At 36.2% G+C, this 19222-nt stretch carries 16 protein-coding genes and 1 riboswitch; of the genes, 2 read left to right on the top strand and 14 right to left on the bottom strand.

Annotation, left to right across the window (positions count from 1 at the left end; genetic code table 11):
* The first annotated feature begins 19 nt into the window (after nucleotides 1-19).
* On the top strand, nucleotides 20-511 hold the full coding sequence (locus NZ698_RS17920; protein ID WP_263004619.1) for a hypothetical protein: 492 nt from the start codon (nucleotides 20-22) through the stop codon (nucleotides 509-511).
* A 48-nt stretch (nucleotides 512-559) separates the two neighbouring features.
* On the opposite strand, the gene metF is transcribed toward NZ698_RS17920, so the two are convergent.
* From metF to NZ698_RS17875, 9 genes are all read right to left on the bottom strand, one after another.
* Nucleotides 560-1516, bottom strand: coding sequence for a methylenetetrahydrofolate reductase [NAD(P)H] (metF, locus tag NZ698_RS17915; protein WP_263004618.1), 957 nt, complete (start codon nucleotides 1514-1516; stop codon nucleotides 560-562).
* A 16-nt stretch (nucleotides 1517-1532) separates the two neighbouring features.
* Nucleotides 1533-1832, bottom strand: coding sequence for a hypothetical protein (locus NZ698_RS17910; RefSeq protein ID WP_263004617.1), 300 nt, complete (start codon nucleotides 1830-1832; stop codon nucleotides 1533-1535).
* Between the two features lie 181 nt (nucleotides 1833-2013).
* On the bottom strand, nucleotides 2014-4680 hold the full coding sequence (gene metH, locus NZ698_RS17905) for a methionine synthase (protein WP_263004616.1): 2667 nt from the start codon (nucleotides 4678-4680) through the stop codon (nucleotides 2014-2016).
* Nucleotides 4681-4906: 226 nt separating this feature from the next.
* A complete protein-coding gene (locus NZ698_RS17900) occupies nucleotides 4907-5998 on the bottom strand; it encodes a fatty acid desaturase family protein (RefSeq protein WP_263004615.1) in 1092 nt (363 codons plus the stop codon).
* A 64-nt stretch (nucleotides 5999-6062) separates the two neighbouring features.
* Nucleotides 6063-7073: a homocysteine S-methyltransferase family protein gene (locus NZ698_RS17895; protein WP_263004614.1), complete on the bottom strand. Its 1011-nt coding sequence runs from the start codon at nucleotides 7071-7073 to the stop codon at nucleotides 6063-6065.
* A 111-nt stretch (nucleotides 7074-7184) separates the two neighbouring features.
* Nucleotides 7185-7754 (bottom strand): IS200/IS605 family transposase, encoded by a 570-nt coding sequence (gene tnpA, locus NZ698_RS17890; RefSeq protein ID WP_263004613.1) that lies wholly within the window; start codon nucleotides 7752-7754, stop codon nucleotides 7185-7187.
* Between the two features lie 176 nt (nucleotides 7755-7930).
* The gene (locus tag NZ698_RS17885) at nucleotides 7931-9097 is read right to left on the bottom strand and encodes an O-succinylhomoserine sulfhydrylase (RefSeq protein WP_263004612.1); all 1167 of its coding nucleotides are present in this window, start codon (nucleotides 9095-9097) and stop codon (nucleotides 7931-7933) included.
* Nucleotides 9098-9192: 95 nt separating this feature from the next.
* Nucleotides 9193-10734, bottom strand: a complete 1542-nt coding sequence (locus NZ698_RS17880) for an ACT domain-containing protein (RefSeq protein ID WP_263004611.1) — start codon at nucleotides 10732-10734, stop codon at nucleotides 9193-9195.
* Nucleotides 10735-11673, bottom strand: a complete 939-nt coding sequence (locus NZ698_RS17875; RefSeq protein WP_263004610.1) for an alpha/beta fold hydrolase — start codon at nucleotides 11671-11673, stop codon at nucleotides 10735-10737.
* A gap of 66 nt (nucleotides 11674-11739) precedes the next feature.
* Nucleotides 11740-11850, bottom strand: a riboswitch (SAM riboswitch).
* A 187-nt stretch (nucleotides 11851-12037) separates the two neighbouring features.
* Between NZ698_RS17875 and NZ698_RS17870 the strand changes: the two genes are divergently transcribed.
* Nucleotides 12038-14650: an MGH1-like glycoside hydrolase domain-containing protein gene (locus NZ698_RS17870; protein WP_263004609.1), complete on the top strand. Its 2613-nt coding sequence runs from the start codon at nucleotides 12038-12040 to the stop codon at nucleotides 14648-14650.
* A 93-nt stretch (nucleotides 14651-14743) separates the two neighbouring features.
* On the opposite strand, the gene NZ698_RS17865 is transcribed toward NZ698_RS17870, so the two are convergent.
* Genes NZ698_RS17865 through NZ698_RS17845 form a run of 5 tightly spaced genes read right to left on the bottom strand, consistent with a single transcriptional unit; the run spans nucleotide 14744 to nucleotide 19218 of the window.
* The gene (locus tag NZ698_RS17865) at nucleotides 14744-15169 is read right to left on the bottom strand and encodes an OsmC family protein (protein ID WP_263004608.1); all 426 of its coding nucleotides are present in this window, start codon (nucleotides 15167-15169) and stop codon (nucleotides 14744-14746) included.
* A gap of 45 nt (nucleotides 15170-15214) precedes the next feature.
* Nucleotides 15215-16537 (bottom strand): DUF58 domain-containing protein, encoded by a 1323-nt coding sequence (locus NZ698_RS17860; protein WP_263004607.1) that lies wholly within the window; start codon nucleotides 16535-16537, stop codon nucleotides 15215-15217.
* 18 nt (nucleotides 16538-16555) lie between these two features.
* Nucleotides 16556-16933: a four helix bundle protein gene (locus tag NZ698_RS17855; protein WP_263004606.1), complete on the bottom strand. Its 378-nt coding sequence runs from the start codon at nucleotides 16931-16933 to the stop codon at nucleotides 16556-16558.
* Between the two features lie 43 nt (nucleotides 16934-16976).
* Nucleotides 16977-18008, bottom strand: a complete 1032-nt coding sequence (locus NZ698_RS17850) for an AAA family ATPase (protein ID WP_263004605.1) — start codon at nucleotides 18006-18008, stop codon at nucleotides 16977-16979.
* 49 nt (nucleotides 18009-18057) lie between these two features.
* Nucleotides 18058-19218 (bottom strand): DUF4350 family protein, encoded by a 1161-nt coding sequence (locus NZ698_RS17845; RefSeq protein WP_263004604.1) that lies wholly within the window; start codon nucleotides 19216-19218, stop codon nucleotides 18058-18060.
* Nucleotides 19219-19222: the final 4 nt, after the last annotated feature.

Below are 19222 nucleotides of genomic sequence, written 5' to 3'. Positions count from 1 at the left end.
AATTTAAAAAAATCAAATCATGGAACCATTAGTTTTTGTTGTTATCTTATTTTTCATTTTTCTGTTGTCTATTCCTGCAATTATTTTTTTGGTTGCATACTTGGCGGCACAAAGCAGAAAGAAAAAACAGAAAATTCTCCTGGATGAAATTGGTACTCCGGAATATCGTGCTTTTGTACGGTACAATATGGGAAATACGCAAAATGAGTTCTTTAAACTGAAAGCGTTTCAGGGAAGCGGAATGATTTATATTGAAGACCGTAAGATCATTTTCAGAGACACTTTACATCAGAATCCGCATACGTTTAATCTGGATGAATCGTCAATAAGATGGGAAGATATCAATCTGGTCAATGGTCTGTTGAAATGGTTTTCGGTGAGTGATGATACAAAAAAATACTTTTTTAATATCGACAGCGGAATGTTTATTTTTAATACCAATTCTTCAAAACCGACAACGAAAAGTGTTTTTGATCAAATGATTCAATATCAGACAGAATATAAACAATAAGGCTTCAGAAAATTTCTGAAGCCTTATCTTTTCACTTTTATTAACTATTTAAAATAGCTCTCCAGCCACTTTTTTAATATTATCACTTTTACCCATCGAGTAAAAATGAAGTACGGGAACGCCAAAATCAAGCAATTCCTTGCATTGGCTTATGGCCCATTCCACGCCGATTTGTTTTACAGCTTCATTGTTTTTCGCACTTTCCACAGCATTAATTAGGTCTTCAGGCAAATCAATCTTGAAAACCTGTGGCAGTAATTTTAAATGTTTTTTAGTAGCAATCGGTTTAATTCCCGGAATGATAGGAACGGTGATTCCCATTTCACGGGCTTTGGTTACAAATTCGATGTACTTTTTATTGTCAAAAAACATTTGGGTCACAATATAATCTGCGCCGGCATCTACTTTTTGCTTGAGCCATTTTAGATCGTAATTCATTGATGGAGCTTCCATGTGTTTTTCGGGATAACCGGCAACTCCGATACAGAATTTGTTGTGCTCATCGCAAGCCTGATCGTCGTGAAGATACTTACCTCTTCCCAAATTGTTGATCTGATTCACCAAATCCATAGCACTGGCGTGACCACCTGGAGTGGCTTCAAAATATTGGTGACCTTTCATCGCATCGCCACGAAGCGCCATAATATTGTCGATTCCCAAATACATACAGTCTACCAAAAGATATTCTGTTTCTTCTTTGGTAAAACCTCCGCAAAGCAAGTGTGGAACGGTATCTACATTGTATTTATGCTGAATTGCCGCACAAATTCCCAAAGTTCCGGGACGCATTCTCGTGATACGGCGTTCCATCAAACCGTTTCCTTTGTCGATGTAAATATATTCTTCTCTTGAAGTCGTCACGTCGATAAATGGAGGTTTAAATTCCATCAACGGGTCGATATTTTTATATAAATCTTCAATCCCGATTCCCTTTTGAGGCGGAACAACCTCTAAGGAGAATAGAGTTTTGCCGTTGGCGTTTTTTATGTGGTCTGTGATTTTCATTTATTATAGTAGTAGTTTAATTTTTGTATATCCAGTTAGTGACAACATTGTTTGATTCTCCGCAATGAGCGTATGTATCGAGAGAAAAAGAAATTTTAAATCTGTATTTCCTGTCATTAAAAACTTCAAAAAATTTCGTGCTTTGCATCACTTCAAAATCAGATTTGATATTAACCTCATATACATAATTCTTGTTTGGTTTAAGCTTAAAATCTTTATCCTTATAAGTAAAACAATCAATATCTTTTTTGGCTAAATTCATTTTTTCAAAAGACTGAGTGTCTTCATTAAAAATTTCCAAATCAATTAATCTCATATTACACAAATTAATTTTTTTCGGAATTTTGAAAGATTGAGAGTCTGTGTTTTTAATAGTTAATTTGAATTTTCCTGTCTCTTTTAAATTTTCTGAATTAATTGTAAGCTGATATTTACAGTTCTGCGCAAGAGCAAAACTATAGATCATAAAAATTATAAAAGAAAAAAGTTTTTTCATTTTAAATTCCATCTGCCAAATTCGGGTTCAGCCATTTTCTGGCTTCCTGTAAAGAAATTCCTTTCCTTTGCGAATATTCTTTCAACTGATCTTCTGAAATTTTTCCCAAACCAAAATATTTGGCGTGCGGACTTCCAAAATAATATCCGGAAACAGCTGCTGTAGGGAACATTGCCAAACTTTCAGTAAGATAAACACCGATTTCTTCTTCCACCTTCAGCAAATCCCAAATCGCATGTTTCTCCAAATGGTCCGGACAGGCGGGATAACCAGGGGCAGGACGAATTCCTTTATATTTTTCGGCAATTAAATCTTCGTTGCTCAAATTTTCCTGATTGGCATAACCCCAATATTCCGTACGTACTTTTTTATGCAAAAATTCTGCGTAAGCTTCCGCAAAACGGTCGGCGATGGCTTTTACCATGATGGCGTTGTAATCGTCGTTGTCTTTTTCATACTGATCCGACAGTTCATCCGTTCCAAAACCTGTACAAACGCAGAAAGCGCCCATGTAGTCGGTCTTTCCTGAACTTTTTGGAGCAATAAAGTCGCTTAATGCGATATAATCTTTACCTTTTGATTTCTGAACCTGCTGTCTCAGCGTTAAAAACTTGACTTTTTCCTGATTATTTTCATCATAAATCAAAATGTCATCCGTATCGTTTGAATTAGCTTTGAAAATTCCGAAGATTGCTTTGGCAACCAATAGTTTTTCATCAACAATTTTCTTCAGTATCTTCTGTCCGTCTGCAAATAATTCTTTTGCCTGCTCGCCTACAACCTCATCATCAAAAATATTCGGATACTTTCCGTGGAGATCCCAGCTTCTGAAAAATGGTGACCAGTCGATGAACGGTATTAATTCTTCCAAATCCTGATTTTCAAAAACCTGAATTCCTAAATTATTGGGAGTGAAAATTTCTTCATTTTCCCAATCGATTTTAAACTTATCTTTTCGGGCATCTTCAATGGAAACATAGTTTTTATCAACCTGTCTGTTCAGGAATTTTTCTCTGAAATCTGAATAATCACTTTTCAGATCATCCACATATTCTTTATTTCGGTCTCCAAGCAATGAGCTTACCACGTTTACCGCTCTGGAAGCATCATTTACGTGAACGACAGCATTTTTATATTTTAAATCAATCTTTACAGCAGTGTGTGCTTTCGAAGTTGTTGCACCACCGATTAATAAAGGGAAATTTAGGTTTTGTCTTTCCAGTTCTGAGGCGATGTAGACCATTTCATCCAAACTTGGCGTGATCAATCCACTCAGACCAATAACATCCACGTTGTGATCAATGGCTGCCTGAATAATTTTCTCGGCAGGAACCATCACGCCCAAATCGACAATATCATAATTATTACAACCCAAAACCACACTCACAATATTTTTTCCGATATCGTGAACGTCGCCTTTTACGGTTGCCATCAAAATTTTTCCATTAGGTTTCTGAGCCACATCTTTTTCGGCTTCGATGAATGGCTGCAGATAAGCTACAGCTTTCTTCATTACCCTTGCTGACTTTACTACCTGTGGAAGAAACATTTTTCCGCTTCCGAATAAATCTCCGACAACGCCCATTCCGGTCATCAGATTAACTTCTATGACGTGGAGTGGCCTTTCAGAATGTAATCTGGCTTCCTCAACATCTTCTTCGATGAAACGGTCGATTCCTTTAACCAAAGAATGCGTAATTCTGTCCTGCAAAGGATGAGTACGCCATTCGAGTTCTTCTACTTTTTCTTTTTTAACCGATTTATTCCGTTCAGAATAATCTAAAAGCCGCTCGGTAGCATCTTCTCTTTTGTCGAGAATTACATCTTCAACGAGTTCTAAAAGTTCTTTATTGATTTCATCATAAACCTCAAGCATTGCCGGATTTACAATACCGATGTTCATCCCAGCCTGAATCGCATGATAAAGGAAAACCGAGTGCATCGCTTCACGCACCGTATCATTTCCACGGAACGAGAACGAAACATTGGAAACACCTCCACTCACCGAGGCGTACGGAAGGTTTTGTCTTACCCAACGGGTTGCTTCAATGAAATCGATTGCGTTGCGACGGTGTTCATCCATTCCCGTTGCAACCGGAAATATATTTAAATCGAAAATAATATCTTCAGCAGGAAATTTAACCTCATCCACCAAAATATCGTAGGAACGTTTGGTAATTTCAAGTCTTCTTTCGTAATTATCAGCTTGTCCGACCTCATCGAATGCCATGACGATTACCGCAGCTCCGTATCTTTTGATGGCTTTGGCGTGCTTAACGAACTCTTCTTTTCCTTCCTTCAAACTGATGGAATTCACCACACATTTCCCCTGAACAACCTGTAAACCGGCTTCCAGAATTTCCCATTTGGAAGAATCGACCATGATTGGAATTTTGGAAATATCCGGTTCGGAACCAATCAGGTTTAGGAATTTGATCATGGAAGCTTTTCCGTCGATCAAACCGTCATCAAAATTCACGTCAAGGATCTGAGCACCGCCATCTACCTGATCTCTCGCGATATCTAAGGCTTCAGAAAATTTCTCTTCTTTTATTAATCTTAAAAACTTTTTAGATCCGGCAACATTGGTCCTTTCACCAACGTTGATAAAATTTGATTCCGGAGTAATAATCAGTGGCTCAAGCCCTGACAATCTTAAATATTTCATGTTTTTTTTAATCTAACAATTGATCAGTTCAGTTTACCAATATTTGGAATCGCTAAATTGATTTGTTTTTAATTTAAATTTTTTAATCATCATTTTGAACACTAAGTTCATTAAGTTTTTTAAATGCTTACTGTTTTGAGTTTTACAAAACCTTAACCTTTTAAAAGCACACTCAGTTCTTTATCATCAACTGTACTTAGTATTCAGCTTTTTTATTTTAACCCATTTATTCTTCTAAAATAAAATAGGCGTTGTTCGCATTTTGCTTCAGCAAATCGACATGTTTGCCCAAAGCGGTAAAAATTGGAAATCGTTTGTAACCCAGATTATTTTCTTTGGCGAACTGCTCAATCTCCTCTGTGATTTCATTATAATACATATAGCTGTAGTTCGGAAAAAGATGATGGGCAACGTGAAAGTTGAAATTTCCCAAAACGTTTCTCACGAACCAGTTGTTTTCTTCTAAATCATTGGTCACCTCAAGCTGATGACGGATCCAGCTGAACGGAAGTCCGTTTTTCTCATCCAGTTTAGGAAAAGCATTGTCTGGCAGCGGATGCAGCGGCAACAGAACAAAAAGCGCAAAAACACTCGCTGCAATCACCTGTAAAAACCAGGCACCCAAAGCCAGACCTATCGAAACTTTAAAAAATAAAACCGGAACGGCAATCTGATAGAAAAAGTAAAATAATTTGAAACTGATCATTTTAATTTTTTCCGAAACCGGAATTTTCCCCTGTGTTTTTAAAATCACTCTTTCCTTATCAAAAAAATCTCTGAAGTCTCTGATAAACATCCAGTTGAACAAATATAAAGGATACACCAAAAAGAAAAAGAAATGTTGGAATTTCTGAATTCCTTTAGCCTTAATCCATGGAACGATCAGTAAAAGTCCGCTCTGCTCGATGTCGGTATCCCAGCCATCAACGTTCGGGTAGGCGTGATGCGCTGCGATGTGCCGCTTCTTCCAGATGTAGGAATTGGCTCCAACGAGATCGAAAATCTGCAAAACGAGACTGTTAAGTTTTTTATTTTTAAAGATATTGTTGTGCGCCGCTTCGTGAATTAAATTTAAATAAATTAAAACCAGAGAAATCCCCATCAAAACAAAACTCGAAATATAAACCCAAGGCCGATCTGCATTGAAAAGCGCAAACACATACAAACCAAAATAGACCAAAGGCAAAATAATGGCTTTGATCTGAATGTAAACATCTCTGTTTTGGGGAAGTGTTTCTACGCGCTGGTTCACTCTTTTTCTTAATTCATTAAACAGTTTGGTATCGTCGGGATTTTTAAGGTAAAATGGCTTTTCCATAAGATCGTTGATTTGGATTTAAAAAAAGTTTTTATACTCGTTCTAAATTTTCAACAATCAAAAATCATACAAAATCCTTCACTTTTCTCGGCTCGTATTTGTCCACCAAGTCAGCAATGGCTTTGATGTGTTCCGGCGTTGTACCACAGCATCCACCGATGATATTGATCAGTCCTTTTTCTACATATTCTTTAATCTGAGCAGCCATCTGATCCGGAGATTCATCGTACTGCCCGAAAGCATTCGGAAGACCCGCATTTGGATAAGCCGAAACGTGGAATTCTGAATTGTGCGCCAATGTTTCCAAATATGGCGTTAACTGATTGGCTCCCAAGGCACAGTTGAATCCAACACTCAGTAAATTCAAATGCGAGACTGAGATCAAAAATGCTTCAGCGGTTTGTCCGCTCAACGTTCTTCCTGAGGCATCTGTAATCGTTCCCGATACCATGATTGGAATTTCGATTCCTCTCTCTTCCTGAATTTCGTCGATGGCAAATAATGCTGCTTTTGCATTCAGTGTATCGAAAATTGTTTCTACTAAAAGAATATCTGACCCACCGTCCAACAATGCTTCTGACTGTTGTTTGTAGGCCAGTCTCAAGTCTTCAAAAGTAATTGCACGGTAACCCGGATCGTTGACGTCCGGACTTAAACTTGCTGTTCTGTTGGTCGGTCCGATAGAGCCAGCCACAAATCTCGGTTTATCAGGATTTTGAGCCGTAAACTCATCACAAACTTTTCTGGCAATTTTTGCAGATTCGTAGTTGAGTTCGTACACCAGATCTTCCATGTGATAATCTGCCATTGCGATGGTTGTTCCGGAAAATGTGTTGGTTTCCAGAATATCGGCGCCGGCGTCCAGATATTTTCTGTGAACTTCCTCGATTGCGTGAGGCTGCGTCAGAGAAAGCAAGTCATTATTTCCTTTTACAGGATGTTCCCAGTCTTTGAAACGTTCGCCGCGGTAATCCTCTTCTTCAAATTTGTAACGCTGAAGCATGGTTCCCATTGCTCCATCAAGAATTAGGATTCTCTCGGAAAGGGCTTTGTATAGTTGTGCTGAATTTTTCATTTTTTTAATTATTTATTTTGCAAAGCCCTGAAAGGGCTTTATCATTAGCATTGGGTGCAGCCCAATGTGAAAATTCTTGAGATTCAATAAAGCCCTGAAAGGGCGACATCACTAATCCCAAACATATTCTTCATTATATTGAACATCATATTTTTTTATAAAAGCTCGGTACTCATCCTGAAAACTTTTTGTTCTGTGATGTTCTTCTTGATTTATAATATAATTTTTTACTACTTCAATTTCTGTTGGATTTACAGAAAATGCTCCATAACCACTCTGCCAGTAGAAATTAGAAAACATTTCACCTTTTGTTTTTATCCATTTTGAAGATGAAGATTTAATATCTTCTAATAATTTCACCAGTGGTACTTTTTTTGAAAGAATGCAGAGTATATGAACATGATCTCTGTAACCTCCAACCTGAATTGGGTAACACTCTAAGTTTTTACAAATACCGCCCAGATAATTAAAAAGCTCTTCTTTAATTGTGTCTTGAATTAAAGGCTCTCTATTTTTGACACTAAAAATAATATGGACATAAATTTTGCTTAAAGATTGTGACATATTTTTTTTATTTATCTTAAAGTGATGATGCCCTTTCAGGGCTTTGTAATAATATATTCTTATTCCTGTGGCTTCACCACAGGCTGTTGATTTTGCCCTTTCAGGGTTAATCCACACTTCCTATTCTCATCTTCATACTTTCACAAATACAATCTTCATTTGTGATGAACTGGAATTTGTTACAAAGATAGTAATGTAGCCCTTCAAAGCTTATTACTAATACATTCTCTTTTGCTGTGGCTTCACAACAGGCTGTTGATTTTGCCCGCTCAGTGCAAGCAAACTAAACAATTTCACCCCAACGCCTGCTTCAAATCTGCAATAATATCATCCACATTTTCCAGACCTACCGAGCAGCGAACTAAGCCTGCGGTGATTCCCACTTCATTTCTCTCCTCATCAGACAGCTTGGAGTGCGTTGTGGATGCAGGATGCGTCACAATCGTTCGGGTATCGCCCAGATTGGCAGAAAGCGAGCACATTTTTATTTTATCTAAAAAGTTTCTGCCCCCTTCAATACCGCCTTTGATTTCGAAAGCAACGACGTTTCCACCCAATTTCATTTGTTTTTTGGCAATCTCATAGCTCGGATGCGATTTTAAAAAAGGATATTTTACCAATTCAACATTCGGATGATTTTCTAAAAACTCGGCGACCTTGAAAGCGTTTTCGCAATGTCTTTCTACACGGATCGCAAGCGTTTCCAGGCTTTTTGATAAAACCCAGGCGTTGAATGGCGACATGGCTGGACCTGTATTTCTGGCAAAAAGATAAATTTCTCTGATTAAATCTTCTCTACCGACCGCTACTCCACCCAAAACACGACCCTGACCGTCAATAAGTTTCGTCGCAGAATGAACAACCAGATCAGCTCCGTATTTGATTGGCTGCTGAAGATAAGGCGTCGCAAAACAATTGTCTACAATGAAAATAAGATTATGTTTTTTGGCAATCTGACCAAAATATTCTAAGTCTAAAATTTCTATGGCCGGATTGGTAGGTGTTTCCAGATACAGAATTTTTGTATTGGGCCTGATGTAATTTTCTACATTTTCAGAATCTTCGGCTTTGAAATAAGTCGTTTCAATATTCCATTTTGGGAAATATTTTGTGAACAATGTATGCGTAGATCCGAAAACCGACTGACAGCTCACGATATGATCTCCCGCATTCAGCAATGTTGCAAAGGTAGAGTAAATTGCAGCCATTCCGGTGGCAAATGCGTACCCAGCTTCTGCGCCTTCCATTTTTACAATTTTATCTGTAAATTCTGTGACGTTCGGATTTGAAAACCTGCTGTACAGATTTTTTGATTTCTCCTCAGCAAAACTCGCTCTCATATCTTCTGCATCCTCAAAAATAAAGCTTGATGTAAGATACAAAGGCGTAGAATGCTCATCAAACTGAGTTCTTTCTGTTTGAGTTCTTATTGCGAAGGTTTCGAAATTTTCGTTTTCCATTTTATCTAATTTTGACTAATAGGATTGCATCCTATCCTTAATTAAATCGTCCCGTTGGGACTTTTTACATTTCTACTTTATACTTTTTACAAAACCTACTTCGTTTCACTCAATCTTAAAATATCACCAAAAACACCGCGGGCAGTCACTTTTGCTCCGGCTCCGGCTCCCATGATGACGATTGGGTTTTCACCATAACTTTCGGTATAGATTTCAAAAATTGAGTCTGAACCTTTCAGTTGTCCTAAAGCTGAAGTTGCAGGAACAGAAATTAATTTCACATCCAGCTCACCTTTTTCTTTCTGTAAATCTCCATGCAGGTCACCAACATATCTTAAAACATGATTCGGCTCCTGATTTTTCTTGATTTTGTCGTATTCTTCATCCAGTTCTTCCAGTCTTGAAAGGAATTCCTGTTTTGAAACTGAAAGCAGTGCTTCAGGAACTAAGTTTTGAATATTGATATCACTGAATTCATTAATTAAATCTAATTCTCTCGCCAAAATCAACAGTTTTCTGGCAACATCGTTTCCTGATAAATCTTCTCTCGGATCCGGTTCTGTGAAGCCTTTTTCTAATGCTTCATTAACGATGGTTGAAAATTTATCATCGCGCAGAGAAAAATTATTGAAAACATAACTCAATGTTCCAGAGAAAACCCCTTTAATTCTGGTAATATTTTCTCCTGAAAGGTGTAGTAATTTAATTGTATCAATTAGCGGTAAACCTGCACCCACATTGGTTTCGTAAAGATAACGTTTGTTATTTTTGTTCAACGTATATCTTAGTTTACGGTATTCTTCAATCGGAAGTGTATTGAAAATTTTGTTGGATGAAACCAAATCAAATCCATTCTCAGCCAAAGCCTGATAGTTTTTAACGAAGTCTACACTTGCTGTGTTATCTACAACAATCAGGTTTTCGAGCTGATTTTCTTTTGAGAAATTGATTAATTCCTCAACATTTGAAGATTTTTCAGCTGCAAAAACCTCATCGCTCCATGTGTTATCAAATCCTTTTTTATTGAAAGCAATTTTTCTGGAATTGGCTACTGCCACGACTTTCAGGTGAATGTTTTTCCTTCTTTTAATTTCTTCGGAAGAATGCAAAACCTGCTCGATTAACGTTTTCCCAACGTTTCCGTGACCGATTATGGCCAGGTGAACTGTTTTTGGTTTCTTGAAAATTTCCGATTCAATGATGTTTTTAGTTTTCTCATCCTGAGAAGAAGTCACCACAATATTGATACGCTTCTCGCTTGAGTTTTGATTCAAAAGCAACGGGAAAACATTGTTTCTTGCCAGTTCTGAAAGTATTTTATTTAAATCATCTGCCACAAAACCAATGACAGACACATTGTTGATGCTGTAAATCTGAGAAACTTTTCCTGATTTTCTTTCAGGAGCAAACTCCTCGATTAGGCAGGTTACTGCTTTTTCAGAGTCTTCTTCGTGTACAAGAATTGACAATCCGTTCTCAACGGCCTGCTGAGAAATTACTCCCACACTGATTCGCGCCAGGGTAAGCGCCTTAAAAACCCTTCCGTCAATCCCGATTTCGCCTAAGAAATCTGCTCCTTCAAATTTGATGATTGATCTGTTTTTAAAAAATTTTATTTCGTTTGCATTCGCTTTCATCTACAAAATATTTTTTATGATATAATTTAACTGTTCGTATTCCATTAAAAAGGCGTCGTGCCCATGAATTGATTTGATCTCGTGGTAGAAAACATCGTCTTTTTCAGCTTTCAGTCTATTAAAACACATTCGGATTTCAGAAGCCGGAAAAAAAAGATCGGTATCTACAGAGATCATGTGCATTCGTGCTTTTATTTTACCTAAATCTTTATCGTTAACATTAATGTTCATCAGCAAATGGTTCATCAACTGATAAGATTTTAAACTAAATCTTTCGGCAAGAGATTTCCCATGATAATCCAGCCAGTCTTCCGATTCTAACTTTTGTTTTTCAAGATTGAATGTATTTTGAAATCTATCGTTTAAAGATTGAGGTGTTCTGTAGCACAGCATCGCATGAATTCTTGCTTTCTGCAGTGGCTCATCATTTCCGTTTAATAAAAATTTCTGAACCAGACATTGGGCGTGTAACCAATCATGGGTTTTAGAATCACAGGCAATCGGAATAAAAAGCTCTGCCAAATCTGGATTTTTAGCCAGCATTTCCCAGCCAATTCCACCTCCCAGCGAGCCTCCGATTATGGCGTAAAGGTTTTTAATATGTAAAATTTCAAGACCTTTCAGAAAAATATTTGCTATGTCTGAAGGCGTGAAATCTGACCAGTCGTCAATTAAAAAATCATCATATCCGTTTCCGGGAATATTGAAACAAAGTACTGTATATTTATTGGTATCAATTACCTGATTTTCACCAATCAACTGTTTCCACCAACCCTTTTCTCCGGCCACGTTTGAATTTCCGGTTAATGCATGATTGACTAAAATGATGGGTGCAGAAAACAGGTGTTTCCCAAAAAGCTGATAGCTTAATGAGATATCGTATTCCTTTTGGGAATCGGTTTGATACGGGAAATTAATATGTTGCAGTTCTGTTTTCAATTCTATTATACTTTTTGATAATACAATTTGAAAATGCCATGAGAAATGGCTGAAAAGAACTTCAGTAAGTTATCTGTCCAAAATAAAATTATTTGGTAGAACGTAGCACCTTCTTCGCTTGCGCAAAGGGTTGCTAAGGTTTCACAGGGTCTGTCCCTCAACCTTTCTTGATAACATTTTCAATATGTGAATGATCGAATGGTGCAAAGATAATACATTTCTCTTAAATATTTAAATAAAAATTATTTATCAGCAAAAATCCCTTCATCAAAAGCATTTCGAAAGCATGTTAAGAATTATTAAGCTTAAAAAAATTGGTTTTTTTTGTCAAAAAATCTACCTTAGCAATGAAAAATGACGTTATATGAGTGTTGAAAAGCAGAGACTAAAAGATAAAAACTGGCTAAACTGGGGACCTTACGTAAGCAACAGACAGTGGGGAAACGTTCGTGAAGATTATAGCCCGAATGGTAACGCATGGCATTTTGCCAACCACAACAATGCTGAAAGCTATGCCTACAGATGGGGCGAAGAAGGTATTGCAGGAATCTCTGACACGAAACAGCTTTTTTGCTTTGCATTATCATTTTGGAATACGAAAGACGAAAGAGTAAAAGAACGTTTTTTTGGACTAAGTAACCCACAAGGTAATCACGGAGAAGACATCAAAGAAATATTTTATTACTTAGATAATACACCTACTCACAGCTACATGAAGATGGTATACAAATATCCCATCAACCAATTTCCTTATGGAGATCTTCTTGTGGAAAACGGAAAAAGAAGCAAAAAAGAACCTGAATATGAAATCATCGACACAGGAATATTTGACAAGGATGAGTATTTTGATATCTTCATCGAATATTGCAAAAACGATATTGATGATATTTTAGTTCGCATAAAGGTTTGCAACCGAAGTAATCAGGATGCGCCAATCTTTGTTTTACCCACTTTATGGTTTAGAAACAACTGGAAATGGGGCTACAATGAATACAAAGGTCAATTGGAAGCTTCATCCGAATGCTGCATTAATATCAATCACGACAGTATTCCCATAAAAAAGTTTTATTCTAAAAGAAAAAATGCCAAGAGTTTATTTTGCGATAATGAGACAAATAATTTAAAGCTTTACGGAATTCCGAATCCTGAAAACGCTTTTTTCAAAGATGGAATCAATGATTTTATCGTACATCAAAAAGATACAGTAAATCCTCAGCAATCAGGTACAAAAGCAGCATTTGTCATCAACGAGACTATAAAAGCCGGACAATCAGAAACTTTTGAGTTCAGGCTTTCACCCAATGATTTAGATGAACCTTTTTATCAATTTGATGAAATATTTAATCTGAAAATTGCTGAAGCAAATGAATTTTATGAAAATGTACAGCAAGACGTGTTCAATGATGATGAAAAAAATGTGCAGAGACAGGCTTTTGCCGGACTTCTTTGGAACAAGCAATTTTATCATTACAATGTCGGGAAATGGCTGAAAGGCGATCCTAACTACGAAGCTCCAAGAGATTTTAATAATTATGTAAGAAATACCGAATGGGAACATCTTCATAACAAAGATATTATCTCAATGCCCGATAAGTGGGAATATCCTTGGTACGCAACTTGGGATCTTGCTTTTCACTGTGTTCCTTTTGCAATTATTGACGCTGATTTTGCTAAAAACCAGCTTCTATTACTTACCAAAGAATGGTACATGCATCCGAATGGACAAATGCCTGCTTACGAATGGAATTTGAGTGATGTAAACCCGCCAGTACATGCTTGGTCATGTTTCAGAGTATTCAAAATTGATGAAAAAACCAATGGAAAACCAGACTTATTATTTTTAGAAAAAGTTTTTCAAAAACTGCTTCTTAACTTCACATGGTGGGTGAATCGAAAAGATAAAAACGGAAAAAATATTTTTGGAGGAGGGTTTCTTGGATTGGATAATATAGGTGCCTTTGATAGAAATATGACACTGAAAGATGGTGAACATCTTGAACAAGCCGATGGAACGAGCTGGATGGCAATGTATGCACTGAACATGATGCGTATTGCGATGGAACTTGCTCAGTATTACCAGGTTTATGAAGACATGGCCATCAAATTCTTTGAACATTACCTTTACATCGCAGAAGCTATGGAAAATATGGGTGATGACAAAGAAGGATTGTGGAATGAAGAAGACGGTTTCTTCTATGACGTTTTACAACTTGCAAATGGTGAAAGTGTGACTCTACGCTTGAGAAGTATTGTCGGTTTAATTCCATTATTTGCTGTAGAAGTTATCGATCATCACTTGCTTGAAAAAATGCCGAATTTCCGCGACAGAATGGATTGGGTACTAAAAAACAAACCCGAACTTACCAAACTTGTTTCTCATTGGGAAGAGGAAGGAAGCGGAAGAAAACATTTGATGAGTATATTAAGAAAAACAAGACTTACAAAAGTTTTGACAAGAATGCTTGATGAAAAAGAATTTTTAAGTTCTTACGGAATTCGTGCAATGTCAAAAGTTTACGAAGAAAATCCTTTTGTTTTTACCGTTCATGGAAATAAAAATGTGGTTTATTATACTCCTGCAGAAAGTGACAGCCGAATGTTTGGGGGAAACAGTAACTGGAGAGGTCCGATTTGGTTTCCCATCAATTTTCTGATCGTTGAGAGTTTACAGCGTTTTCATTTTTATTATGGAAACAGTCTTAAAGTAGAACTTCCTACAGGAAGTGGTGAAAAGAAAAATCTTGATGAAGTAGCACAAGATATCAGCAACAGACTTTGTTCTATATTTTTAAAGGATGAGAGCGGACAAAGAGCTTTCAACGGAGGAAATTATAAATTTAATTATGACCCGAATTTCAAAGATTACATTACATTTTTCGAATATTTCCACGGAGATAATGGCCGTGGCGTAGGAGCTTCTCATCAGACAGGATGGACGGCAACCGTTGCAAAATTAATGAAACCTAGATTGGCATAATCAGGTTGGAGAGTTTGAGTGTGGGAGGGTTTGAGAGATGCTGAGAATATTTTTTTCTACGCTCCTACACTCAGACTCTCCCACTCTATTACTCTATCCCTCCACTTTTTCTCCGTTTACATAAACTTCGTAACCAATTTCTACGTTGGGTTCTAATGTTTTTGAAACTGAACAATATTTTTCGAAAGATAATTCTGATGCTTTCAATGCTTTTTTAGGATCGATCGTTCCTTCTAAGAAAAACTTAACCATCATCGATTTGAATGGTTTTGCATCTTCTACAGGAACTCTTTCACCTTCTACCTCTGCTCTAAAATCTGTGATTTCCTGTCTTTGTTTTTTCAGAATTGAAACGACATCAATACCGCTGCAACCTGCAACTGCCATCATTACACTTTCCATTGGTGAAACTCCTTTCGCGCCTGGTTGAGAAGTGTTATCTAAAAGAATTGAATTTCCCTGTGAATTGGTGCATTCAAATAAAAAGTCGTCGTTGATTCGGTTGAGTGATATTTTCATTATTGCTTATTGCTTATTGCTTATTGCTTATTGCTTATTGCAAAGTTACAAAATCCCCCTCGCTTTTATTTCCAGATATTTATTGATTACCTCCACGTTTAGATTTTCAGGAAGTGTATAGACAGAATAAATTCCATACTTTCTCAACTCCTGAATGATGAGTTTCTTCTCAAATTCAAATTTTTCAGCAATTACTTCATCATAAATTTCCTGCATACTCTCGGGATTTTTGTGAAGCAAAGTCTGCAATTCAGAATTTTTAAAGAAAACCACTACCAATAAATGGTTTTTTGCAATCCCACGAAGATATTTCATCTGACGGTTTAAAGCGTCTAAAGTTTCAAAATTCGTAAAAAGCAAAACCAGACTTCTCTGATTCAATGAAAATTTCACATCCTGATAAAGCCTGTTGAAATCACTTTCAAAAAAATCTGTTTTAATATTATAAAGCGATTCCGAAATTTTTCTCAACTGTCCCGATTTGTTATCCGCTGCAACTTTATTTTCCGTTTTTTTAGAAAATGTCATCATTCCGGCACGATCACCTTTTTTAAGAATAATATGTGACAAAGCCATCGTTGCGTTAATCGAATAATCCAAAAGACTTAATTTCTTGAATGGCATTTTCATGGTTCTGCCTTTATCAATCAACATAAAAACACGCTGTGCTTTTTCATCCTGGAATTGATTGACCATCAGTCGGTTTGTTTTGGAAGTTGCTTTCCAGTTGATGGTTCTTACGTCATCTCCGGGAACATATTCTTTGATCTGCTCAAACTCCATGGTGTGCCCAAGCTTTCTGATTTTTTTGATTCCTCCGAGCAGAAATTCGTTTTGCAAAGCCATTAATTCATATTTTCTCAAATGAATAAATGACGGATAAGCCGGCAAAAATGCATCTTTCTGAAAAGTAAATCTTTTAGAAACAAAACCTAAAGGAGATGAAGCAAAAATATTTAAAGCTCCAAAATTGTATTCTCCTCTTTCTTTGGGCTCAAGAATATATTGAAACAAGGTATTTTTTCCCGACTCAATTTGTTTTTCAATTAAAAAATCTCTCTTCTGAAACTGAAACGGGATTTCATCAATTATTTTGGTAATGATTTTAAAACTATAATTATTTTTAATATCGACTTTTACCGGATTTTCATCGCCATTAGATAATTTCTCAGGTAGAATTCTTTGTGCTAAAACACCATCTTTTTCTCTAAATAAGAGCAGATAATCTACCATAACAGCAAGAAAAACCAGTAACAAAATAATGTGACCTACTATCATCAGAAACGGAAAGAAAAATGCAAAAACATAGAGAATTCCCACTCCGATGAGCGTGAAGAAAAAACGATTGTTGATGTATAGGTTTTTCATTATTAAAGGTTGCAGGTTTTAGATTTTAGGAGGCAGATTCGTTGATTGCATTAAAGAAGTAATAAGACCGTTTAACATTTTTGAAATTTCAATAATATCTTGATTTAGTTTTAAAGATTTGTCTTCATCTAAAAAACCAAGATTTTTTGATATAATTAATTGTGTTTCAACTTCTGCACAACTTCCTCTTGAGATTCTTAGAAATTGCAAATAATCAAGTACACTTCTTCTCGAATTTCCCTCAGCAATATTTGAAGGAATTGAAACTGTAGCTCTTCTTATTTGGGAAGTTAAACCATACATTTCAGTTTTTGGAAAAGATTCAGTTTCTTTATAAATTTCTGTAACAAAATTTATAGATTTCTGCCAAACTAAAAGCTCTTTAAAATGCGCCATATTAAAAACTTAAAACTATAATCTGCTACCTAATAACTACAACCTATCTAGGAATTTCTATTCCTTCTAAAATCTGACGAATGATTTCATCGGCAGTCAAACCTTCCATTTCTCTTTCTGGCGACACGATAACTCTGTGTCTTAATACGGCATAACTCGCTTCCTTGATATCTTCAGGAGTAACAAAATCTCTTCCTCTCAATGCTGCAAAAGCTTTTGAAGCCGTCAATAATGCCAAACTCGCTCTCGGTGAAGCACCCAAATATAAAAACTGATTTTCTCTCGTGTTGATGATAATTTTAGCAATGTATTCCATCAGTTGAGATTCAACGATGATTTCTTTGACTAATTTCTGATAATTGCTTAATTGTTGCGCACTGATCACAGGTTTTACGACATCGGTTTTATCTTCCTGTCTGCTTTCGTGCTGATTTTTGATAATGGCGATTTCCTGTTCAAGATTTGGATAACCAACATTTATTTTAAATAAAAATCGATCAAGTTGTGCTTCCGGAAGTCTGTAAGTTCCTTCGTGTTCGATTGGATTTTGAGTTGCAACCACTAAAAACGGAGCTTCCATTTCATATTGCGTTCCGTCCATCGTGATTTGTCTTTCCTCCATCACTTCAAAAAGAGCAGATTGCGTTTTTGCTGGAGAACGGTTGATCTCATCAATTAGAATAAAATTTGAAAAGATCGGACCTTTTTTAAATTCAAATTCGGAATTTTTCATGCTGAAAACCGAAGTTCCCAAAATATCTGAAGGCATCAAATCGGGAGTAAACTGTATTCTGCTAAAGTCGACATCAATAGTTTTTGCCAAAAGTTTTGCCGTAATCGTTTTTGCAACACCAGGAACACCTTCAATCAAAACGTGACCGTTTGATAATAAAGCCGCCAAAAGATGCTCGATCATATCATGCTGACCAACGATTACTTTTGCAATTTCAGCTTTTACTTTTTCTAAACTGTTGCGAAGTTCGATCATATCAATTCTTGATTCAAATCCGCTTTCTTTTTTGTCTAAATTGATCGGAATCTGAGGTTCTGTATTTTGATTTTCAAGGTTTTCCATATTTTGTTTTATTATTTAAGCTCCATAAGAACTTCATTTTTACTAAACATTATTTTAAAATACTATCCAAAAGCTTATTCATTCTAGCCAAATCTTCTTTCATCACACTTGCATAAGGATCTTGAGCTTTCTTAATCAACACAATTGCTTCGTTGATTGTTTCAATATCTTTCCCTGTTTTGAGATGAAGCTTTTTAGCAAATTCTTCATCTAAATTTTGAGTATCAATCAAGAGATCGAGTCTCACCTTATTCAGAAAATACTGTGCTTTTTTCGCCATCATATCGTGGAAATCACCTTCCTGCAGATAAAGATTTCCTATACTTTTCACAAAATCAACTGATGTATTTTTCAGCGGTTCAATGATCGGAACGATACGCTGTTTTCTTTTTGCATTAAAAAATATAAACAAAATCAAGCCTGCCAATAAGAGCCACCAAGCATATTTCAGAGCCGGATTTCCTAAAATAAATCGCATAAAAAATCTTGATTCCTTGGTATTTGCTTCCACAAACCAAAGCGTCTCTCTGTCATCAAGATATGAAAAGACATCTTGCGCATATTTTGTATTTCCTGATTTCAGAAGATAATAATTGGTCAGAAAAAGAGGTTCGCAATGAACATAGATCTTTCCTTTCCCAAATTTGGCTTTGATAAAATTAGCCTGATCATCATTTTCTTTCTCAATGGTTTTTCCCAAAACCTGAACTCCGGGTTTGATGTAAGAAAAACCTCTTCCAGATGGAAATTTATCTAATTTAATAAAATCATTCTGATATTTTCTGTCAGTCAGTTTCAGTGCATTTACATCTTCAAAAGATATTTGAGAATCGTAAAAACCAATACTGTCTGAGATTTCTTTCGGCATTTTTGCCATGATCACCATCGCATCAGAACCATTTGAAACTTCGTCAAGAATTTTATTCCAGGATTCAGTATCGATTTCGCTTTCTATAACAACGATATTGTGTGGTTTCTTCTTACTGTTCTCGTTATAATAATCGTAAGCGGTAACATCAATTTTTTTCAGTTTATTTTTAAATAAATCTTTTGCTTCATGATTAAAAACAAACAGCCCGAAAGGTGATTTTTCGTTCACATCAAAATTCTTTCGCCAATCTATCACCTCTTTTTTATTCACTTCAAACAACGCCAAAATCACCATGATAATGATGAAAATTAAAGCATATATTTTGAAAGTTTTGTTCATTTTA

The organism is Chryseobacterium edaphi (genome assembly GCF_025628985.1).
GTDB lineage: Bacteria > Bacteroidota > Bacteroidia > Flavobacteriales > Weeksellaceae > Chryseobacterium > Chryseobacterium edaphi.
Note: the sequence above shows the minus strand (reverse complement) of the source record. Positions and strands in the feature narration are given on the sequence as shown.

Bases quoted from the DNA above. Each gene is read 5' to 3' on its own strand.
- NZ698_RS17920 (WP_263004619.1), top strand. From the start codon at position 20: ATGGAACCATTAGTTTTTGTTGTTATCTTATTTTTCATTTTTCTGTTG.
- metF (WP_263004618.1), bottom strand. From the start codon at position 1,516: ATGAAAATCACAGACCACATAAAAAACGCCAACGGCAAAACTCTATTC.
- NZ698_RS17910 (WP_263004617.1), bottom strand. From the start codon at position 1,832: ATGAGATTAATTGATTTGGAAATTTTTAATGAAGACACTCAGTCTTTT.
- metH (WP_263004616.1), bottom strand. From the start codon at position 4,680: ATGAAATATTTAAGATTGTCAGGGCTTGAGCCACTGATTATTACTCCG.
- NZ698_RS17900 (WP_263004615.1), bottom strand. From the start codon at position 5,998: ATGGAAAAGCCATTTTACCTTAAAAATCCCGACGATACCAAACTGTTT.
- NZ698_RS17895 (WP_263004614.1), bottom strand. From the start codon at position 7,073: ATGAAAAATTCAGCACAACTATACAAAGCCCTTTCCGAGAGAATCCTA.
- NZ698_RS17885 (WP_263004612.1), bottom strand. From the start codon at position 9,097: ATGGAAAACGAAAATTTCGAAACCTTCGCAATAAGAACTCAAACAGAA.
- NZ698_RS17880 (WP_263004611.1), bottom strand. From the start codon at position 10,734: ATGAAAGCGAATGCAAACGAAATAAAATTTTTTAAAAACAGATCAATC.
- NZ698_RS17870 (WP_263004609.1), top strand. From the start codon at position 12,038: ATGAGTGTTGAAAAGCAGAGACTAAAAGATAAAAACTGGCTAAACTGG.
- NZ698_RS17865 (WP_263004608.1), bottom strand. From the start codon at position 15,169: ATGAAAATATCACTCAACCGAATCAACGACGACTTTTTATTTGAATGC.
- NZ698_RS17860 (WP_263004607.1), bottom strand. From the start codon at position 16,537: ATGAAAAACCTATACATCAACAATCGTTTTTTCTTCACGCTCATCGGA.
- NZ698_RS17855 (WP_263004606.1), bottom strand. From the start codon at position 16,933: ATGGCGCATTTTAAAGAGCTTTTAGTTTGGCAGAAATCTATAAATTTT.
- NZ698_RS17850 (WP_263004605.1), bottom strand. From the start codon at position 18,008: ATGGAAAACCTTGAAAATCAAAATACAGAACCTCAGATTCCGATCAAT.
- NZ698_RS17845 (WP_263004604.1), bottom strand. From the start codon at position 19,218: ATGAACAAAACTTTCAAAATATATGCTTTAATTTTCATCATTATCATG.